Origin of the sequence: Xenophilus sp. (assembly GCF_044462705.1) — a bacterium.
Taxonomy (GTDB): domain Bacteria; phylum Pseudomonadota; class Gammaproteobacteria; order Burkholderiales; family Burkholderiaceae_C; genus Xenophilus; species Xenophilus azovorans.
On record NZ_JBIQNC010000249.1, the window covers coordinates 1 to 6,330 of the forward strand.

Sequence of the window (6,330 nt, forward strand, 5' to 3'; positions counted from 1 at the left end):
CCCCTCAAGGGGGCGCACCCGGTGGCCCGGCAAAGCCGGTTCCACGGGTGCACTTGAACAGGCTTCGCTGCGCTCGCCCCCGCCAGGCGGGCGTTGGCATTCAGGAGCATCACCCATGACATCGGCCTCCATTTCCGCTGCCGCCTGCCCCATCACCCACGGCTCCGACGCGCTGCAGGCGGCCCCCACCGGCTGCCCCGTCAGCCACCGGGCCGCCGCCTTCGACCCCTTCAGCGACGGCTACCAGCAGGACCCGCCCGAGTACGTGCGCTGGGCGCGCGAGCAGGAGCCGGTGTTCTACAGCCCCGTGCTGGGCTACTGGGTGGTCACGCGCTACGAGGACATCAAGGCCATCTTCCGCGACAACATCACCTTCAGCCCCTCGATCGCGCTGGAGAAGATCACGCCCACCGGCCCCGAGGCCAACGCCGTGCTCGACAGCTACGGCTACGCCATCGGCCGCACGCTGGTCAACGAGGACGAGCCCGCCCACATGCCACGCCGCCGCGCGCTGATGGAGCCCTTCACGCCCGAGGCGCTCAAGCACCACGAGCCGCTGGTGCGCCGGCTGGCGCGCGAGTACGTCGACCGCTTCATCGACGACGGCCGCGCCGACCTGGTCGACCAGATGCTGTGGGAGGTGCCGCTGACCGTCGCCCTGCACTTCCTCGGCGTGCCCGAGGAAGACATGGACACGTTGCGCAAGTACAGCATCGCGCACACCGTCAACACCTGGGGCCGGCCGAAGCCCGAGGAGCAGGTGGCCGTGGCGCACGCCGTCGGCAATTTCTGGCAGTACGCCGGCAAGGTGCTCGACAAGATGCGGCAGGACCCCGACGCGCCGGGCTGGATGCAGTACGGCATCCGCAAGCAGAAGGACATGCCCGAGGTCGTCACCGACTCCTACCTGCACTCGATGATGATGGCCGGCATCGTGGCCGCGCACGAGACCACCGCCAACGCCAGCGCCAACGCGCTCAAGCTGCTGCTGCAGCACCCCACCGCCTGGCGCGACATCTGCGAGGACCCGGCCCTCATCCCCAACGCGGCCGAGGAGTGCCTGCGCCACAACGGCTCGGTGGCCGCCTGGCGCCGGCTGGCGACGAAGGACGTGACCGTGGGCGGCGTCGCCATCCCGGCCGGCAGCAGGCTGCTGATCGTCACCTCGTCGGCCAACCACGACGAGCGCCACTTCGCCGATGCCGACCTGTTCGACATCCGCCGCGACAACGCCAGCGACCACCTCACCTTCGGCTACGGCTCGCACCAGTGCATGGGCAAGAACTTGGCACGCATGGAGATCCAGGTGTTCCTGGAGGAATTCACCCGCCGCCTGCCGCACATGAAGCTGGCGCCGCAGCAGTTCACCTACGTGCCCAACACCTCCTTCCGCGGGCCGGAGCACCTGTGGGTGGAGTGGGACCCGGCCCTCAACCCCGAGCGGCGCGACCCCGCTCTGCGCGCCACCGCCCGCGCCGCGGTGCGCATCGGCGAGCCCTCGACGCATGCGATCACGCGGCCGATGGTGGTGCAGGGCGTCACGCCCGTCGCGCAGGACATCGTGCGGCTGCGCCTGGCCACGCCCGACGGACAGCCGGCGCCGCGCTGGGCGCCGGGCTCGCACATCGACGTCGAGTGCGGCGACACGGGCATCGCGCGCCAGTACTCGCTGTGCGGCGACCCGGCCGAAGCCTCGGTGCTGGAGATCGCCGTGCTGCGCGATCCGCAAAGCCGCGGCGGCTCCGCGTGGGTCCACGCCAGCGTCAAGGCCGGCGACCGCCTGCGCATCCGCGGCCCACGGAACCACTTCCGGCTCGACGAGGAGGCGCGAAAAATCGTCTTCATCGCCGGCGGCATCGGCATCACGCCCATCATGGCGATGGCGCGCCGCGCGCGCGAACTGGGCATCGACTACCAGCTGCACTACTGCGGCCGCAGCCGCGCCACGCTGGCCTTCGTGCCCGAGCTGCAGGCGCTGCACGGCGAGCGCCTGCACCTGCACGTGAGCGGCGAAGGCTCGCGCCTGGACCTGCCGGCCCTGCTCGCCACACCCGAGCCCGATACCCGGGTCTATGCCTGCGGCCCGCTGCGCATGCTGGAAGCGCTGGAGTCGGCCTGCGCCCACTGGCCCGAGGACACTCTGCGCGTGGAGCACTTCGAATCCACCCTCGGCACGCTCGATCCGTCGAAGGAGCACGCCTTCGAGGTCGAGCTCAAGGACTCCGGCCTCACCGTGCCGGTGCGCGCCGACCAGACCCTGCTGGCGGCCCTGCGCGCCGCCAACATCGACGTGCAGAGCGACTGCGAGGAAGGCCTGTGCGGCTCCTGCGAGGTGCGCGTGCTCGCCGGCGAGATCGACCACCGCGACATGGTGCTCACCCGCAGCGAGCGCGAGGCCGGCCAGCGCATGATGAGCTGCTGCTCGCGGGCCTGCGGGCAGAAGCTGGTGCTGGAGTTGTAGCGGCGGCGGCATCGCGGCCGCGACCGGCGGATCACGCCTGCGCGGCCTGGATCATCTTCCAGCCGTTGCCTGCCGGATCGCGGAAACCCGCATCCACATTGCCATAGCGGTCGATGGGCTCCTGCGTGAACTCCACGCCCAGCGCCCGCAACTTCTCATAGGTCCCCCGGCAGTCGGCAACGTTCAGGACCAGCGGCGGCATCGCGCCCTTGGCCACGAGCGCGCGCAGCACCTGTGCCGTGGCTTCGTCGTGCGCCGGCGGTCCCGGCGTGAACAGGCCGAGTTGGAACGACGCTTGATCGGGATGCTGAACGGTCAGCCAGCGAAAGTCGCCGTTACGTACATCCGTGTGGATGCGGAAGCCGAGCTTCTCGACGTAGAACGCGAGCGCTTCCTCCTGATCGTCCACATACAGCCCCACCATGTTGATGCATTGACTCATGAGATGTCCTTCGTGAAAGCGCCGTTTGTATCCCTCGCCGAGCGGCGGCGCTTCTCCGAAACTGCGATGGTGAGGTCCGGGCGCTGCGCGGCCTTCAGGACGCAGGCAGGCACCCGGTCGAGCTGCACGCTGGCCGCCCTGGCGTCGGCACGCAGGGCGTTCGGGCTCTTTCCGGTGATGTCGCGAAAGGTGCGCCCGAAGCTGCCCAGGCTCTCCCAACCCGTCGCGAAGGCGATCTCCGTCACGGACAGGTCGAGATCGCGCAGCAAGGTTGCTGCCTGCTCGATGCGCCGCGTCAGAAGGTAGCGGTGCGGGGGGATGCCGAATGCCTGCTTGAACGCGTGCGCGAAATGGGTTGGGGAGACGCCGCTGACCTCGGCCAGCCGGGACACGGGCCAGGGTTCATGGGATGCAGCATCCATGCGGTCCTTCGCGCGCAGCAGGCGGCGCAGCAGGGCCGGATCCTGAAGCCGCCCACCTTCGAGCGCTTCGAGGATCACCGCATCCGGGTCTTCGTCTTCTGGAGGGTGCATACATGACTGCGGGAATCGTCCACGCCCGCGCAGCGCGCCATCCAGGATGGCGCGGCGTCGATGGTGTCCATGAAGGGTTCCGTACCGCACGCTCCTCGCGTCACAGCTTGCGCAGGAAGGCTTCGATCACGCTGGCCAGCGCCACCGGCGTCTCCTCCATCGCGTAGTGCCCCGCGTTGGCCATGACCTCCAGCGTCGCGTTGGGGTAGTGCTGCAGCCAGGTGGCCTTGCAGGTCTCGGCGCCCAGGGCCGGGTCGTGCTCGCCGGCGATCACCAGCACGGGCAGTGCCTGGCCCTGGATGCGCTCGGTGAAGGAGGACTTCGCCCACGCCGTCAGGTAGGCGGCGAAGGCCTCCTCGTCCGAGTTCGCGAGCGAGTTGTTCACCATCGCGTCCAGCCAGGTGCCCGTCAGGCGGTTGCCGGTGGTCAGGTCGATGATCGTGCGGCGCGCCCCCGCGTCCTTCGCCGCGCTGGAGAACAGCCCCCAGCCCTGCTCGTCGAAGGGCACGCCGCCGGCGGGCACGGGGCTGATGCCGACCAGGGCCTGCACGCGCTGCGGCGCGTCGGCCAGCACCTGCTGCACGGCCATGCCGCCCATCGAGTGGCCGACCAGGGAGAAGCGCTCCCAGCCCAGGCTGTCGGCGGCCGCCAGCGCGTCGCGCGCGATCTCCGCCATCGTGTACTCGCCGCCGCTGCCCCGGCGCCGGCCGTAGCCGCGGTAGTCCATGAAGGCGTAGGTGAAGGCCTGCCGGTCCAGGCTGTCCACGAAGGGCCCCCAGTTGCCCGCATGGCCGAACCAGCCGTTCAGGCACAGCACCTTGCGCGGGCCGGATCCCAGTACCTGGTAGGTGTCGCTCGCTTGCATCTCTGTCGTCTCCTGTTGCCGCCCGGCGCGGGCGGAAGCGCAAGCGTAGCGCGAACCGCGCAGCGGCCGGTGCAACACCGTATCGGCGTGCGCCCGTTTTTTTGTTCCACTGGAGCCCCCTAATCCGGCCTGCCTGCCATGCCATCCTTCCCGCCCTCCCTGCCCGCCGCCCTGCCCGATCCCATCCGCCTGCACGGCACGAGGGAGGCGTGATGTTCGTCGTCTGCGGCGAGGCGCTGATGGACGTGTACGTGCAGGAGAGCACGCCCACCGGGCTGCTGCTCGACGCGCGCGTGGGCGGCTCGCCCTTCAACGTCGCCGTCGGCCTGGCCCGGCTGGGGCAGCCGGTGCAGTTCCTGGCGGGGCTGTCGCAGGACGTGCCGGGCGAGCGGCTGATGCAGTCGCTGCAGGACGAGAGCGTGGGCACCGCCCTGGTGGTGCGCAGCCCGGCGCCGACGACGCTGAGCGTGGTCACGGTCGGCCGCACCGGCGTGCCCAGCTACGCCTTCCACGGCCACGGCGCGGCCGACCGCATGCTGGACGCAACCGCCCTGCCCGCTCTGCCGGCCGAGGCGCGCGCGCTGCAGTTCGGCTCGTACACGATGGTGGTGGATCCGGTCGGCAGCGCGCTGCGCGGCCTGGCCGCGCGCGAGCGCGCGCAGCGCCTGGTGGCCTACGACCCCAACGTGCGCCTGAACGTCGAGCCGGACCTCGGGCGCTGGCGCGCCGTGGTGCAGGAGATGGCAGCGCTCGCCCACGTGGTGAAGGTGAGCGACGAAGACCTGGGGCTGCTCTACCCCGGCGAATCCCCCGCCCAGGTGGCCGCGCGCTGGCTGGCCGAAGGGGTGCGCCTGGTCGTCGTGACCTGCGGCGCGAACGGCAGCCTGGCCTGGAACCGCCACGGCCATGCCGCCGCGCCCTCGCCGCAGGTGGACGTGATCGACACCGTGGGCGCCGGCGACACCTTCCAGGCCGCGATGCTGGCCTGGCTGGCGGAGCACGATGCCCTGCCGGCGGAGCGGCTGGATGCGCTGGACGCGCAGCAGTTGGCCGCGCTGCTGCGCTTCGGCGCGCGGGCCGCCGCCATCACCTGCGCACGGCGCGGGGCGGACATGCCGCGGCGGCGCGAAGTGGCCTGAGCCGAACCTGCGCACCGCGCCGGATCCTCGGGACCGCATGCGCGGCCTCCGTGGCTGTAGGACCGCGCCGACTGTTCCGGCGCCCGCCGTTGTGAAAGACTTGTCCGCTTTCCACCGTTTCGGCGCACATTCGTTCCGATCGCGGCGGTGGAAGACGCGCCAGGGAGCGCGCGCACGCTGGAGTGACGACTTTCTACTTCTCTCTCACGCGGAGGGGCCGGCAGGCCGCCGGTCTTGGACGGACGAAGCGCCGGCAAGGAGGGCGCAGCGAATGAACCTCGACGAACCCGGCAAGCCGCACGGCGAGCCGCTTGCACCGGCGAACTGGACCATGAAGATGCTCCAGGAAGCCAACCAGTACGTGGCGGTGGTGATGCTGGACGGCGAGCCCAGGTGCCGGGTCTCGATCGCCGCCACTGACCAGGACGAGGCCACGGCGCGCACCGCCCTGGCCGAGAAGGCGCGGCACTGGATCAAGGAATACCTGGACCGCCCCTCTCAGGCGCCCGTGGCGACGCCCGAGGACCCACACCCGTCAGCTTCGCAGGCGGACCTGTCGGACGAGCCGGCCACCCGCTGAACGCGGACGCGCCATCCGGTACGGCGAGGAAGCTCGACCGCCCGCTGGCCCTCGAGCAGCGGGCGTCAGTTGCGGTCCGCGCGCGGCGGGCGCATGTCGGGCTGGGGCGCCGGCGCGGGCTCGGGCGCAGGTGCCGGCGCGGCGCTCGTGCCACTGGCCGGCGGCGATGCAGGCACGCCCGTCGTCCCCATCGGTGTGCCCTGCTGGGTCTGCTGCCCGGCGCCGGTGGCGGGGTTGGGAGACGCGGGGTTCGGCGGCGTGCTCTGCGCCATGGCCACGGCCGTGCCGGCCAGGAGCGCCGCGGCGATCG

General features: G+C 71.2%; 7 protein-coding genes. 3 read left to right on the top strand and 4 right to left on the bottom strand.

Annotated elements, in window-relative coordinates:
* Positions 1 to 115: 115 nt before the first annotated feature.
* On the top strand, positions 116 to 2,461 hold the full coding sequence (locus ACIY1X_RS23680) for a cytochrome P450/oxidoreductase (protein WP_399685410.1): 2,346 nt from the start codon (positions 116 to 118) through the stop codon (positions 2,459 to 2,461).
* A gap of 31 nt (positions 2,462 to 2,492) precedes the next feature.
* Here the strand turns inward: ACIY1X_RS23680 and ACIY1X_RS23685 are convergent, their stop codons facing one another.
* From ACIY1X_RS23685 to ACIY1X_RS23695, 3 genes are all read right to left on the bottom strand, one after another.
* On the bottom strand, positions 2,493 to 2,903 hold the full coding sequence (locus ACIY1X_RS23685; RefSeq protein ID WP_399685413.1) for a VOC family protein: 411 nt from the start codon (positions 2,901 to 2,903) through the stop codon (positions 2,493 to 2,495).
* Positions 2,900 to 3,436, bottom strand: coding sequence for a helix-turn-helix transcriptional regulator (locus tag ACIY1X_RS23690; protein ID WP_399685416.1), 537 nt, complete (start codon positions 3,434 to 3,436; stop codon positions 2,900 to 2,902). Before ACIY1X_RS23690 ends, ACIY1X_RS23685 begins: the two co-directional genes overlap by 4 nt.
* Positions 3,437 to 3,536: 100 nt before the next feature.
* Positions 3,537 to 4,301: an alpha/beta fold hydrolase gene (locus ACIY1X_RS23695; RefSeq protein ID WP_399685418.1), complete on the bottom strand. Its 765-nt coding sequence runs from the start codon at positions 4,299 to 4,301 to the stop codon at positions 3,537 to 3,539.
* A gap of 212 nt (positions 4,302 to 4,513) precedes the next feature.
* Here ACIY1X_RS23695 and ACIY1X_RS23700 point away from each other — a divergent pair, with 212 nt between their 5' ends.
* Both ACIY1X_RS23700 and ACIY1X_RS23705 read left to right on the top strand, forming a co-directional pair.
* Positions 4,514 to 5,440, top strand: a complete 927-nt coding sequence (locus ACIY1X_RS23700; RefSeq protein ID WP_399685426.1) for a carbohydrate kinase — start codon at positions 4,514 to 4,516, stop codon at positions 5,438 to 5,440.
* A gap of 271 nt (positions 5,441 to 5,711) precedes the next feature.
* Positions 5,712 to 6,020, top strand: coding sequence for a hypothetical protein (locus ACIY1X_RS23705; protein WP_399685421.1), 309 nt, complete (start codon positions 5,712 to 5,714; stop codon positions 6,018 to 6,020).
* A 65-nt stretch (positions 6,021 to 6,085) separates the two neighbouring features.
* On the opposite strand, the gene ACIY1X_RS23710 is transcribed toward ACIY1X_RS23705, so the two are convergent.
* Positions 6,086 to 6,330: proteophosphoglycan ppg4 (locus ACIY1X_RS23710; RefSeq protein WP_399685424.1), on the bottom strand; the 245-nt coding region annotated here is incomplete at its 5' end.

Coding starts and splice junctions, on each gene's coding strand:
- ACIY1X_RS23680 (WP_399685410.1), top strand. CDS start 116: ATGACATCGGCCTCCATTTCCGCTGCCGCCTGCCCCATCACCCACGGC.
- ACIY1X_RS23685 (WP_399685413.1), bottom strand. CDS start 2,903: ATGAGTCAATGCATCAACATGGTGGGGCTGTATGTGGACGATCAGGAG.
- ACIY1X_RS23705 (WP_399685421.1), top strand. CDS start 5,712: ATGAACCTCGACGAACCCGGCAAGCCGCACGGCGAGCCGCTTGCACCG.
- ACIY1X_RS23700 (WP_399685426.1), top strand. CDS start 4,514: ATGTTCGTCGTCTGCGGCGAGGCGCTGATGGACGTGTACGTGCAGGAG.
- ACIY1X_RS23695 (WP_399685418.1), bottom strand. CDS start 4,301: ATGCAAGCGAGCGACACCTACCAGGTACTGGGATCCGGCCCGCGCAAG.
- ACIY1X_RS23690 (WP_399685416.1), bottom strand. CDS start 3,436: ATGCACCCTCCAGAAGACGAAGACCCGGATGCGGTGATCCTCGAAGCG.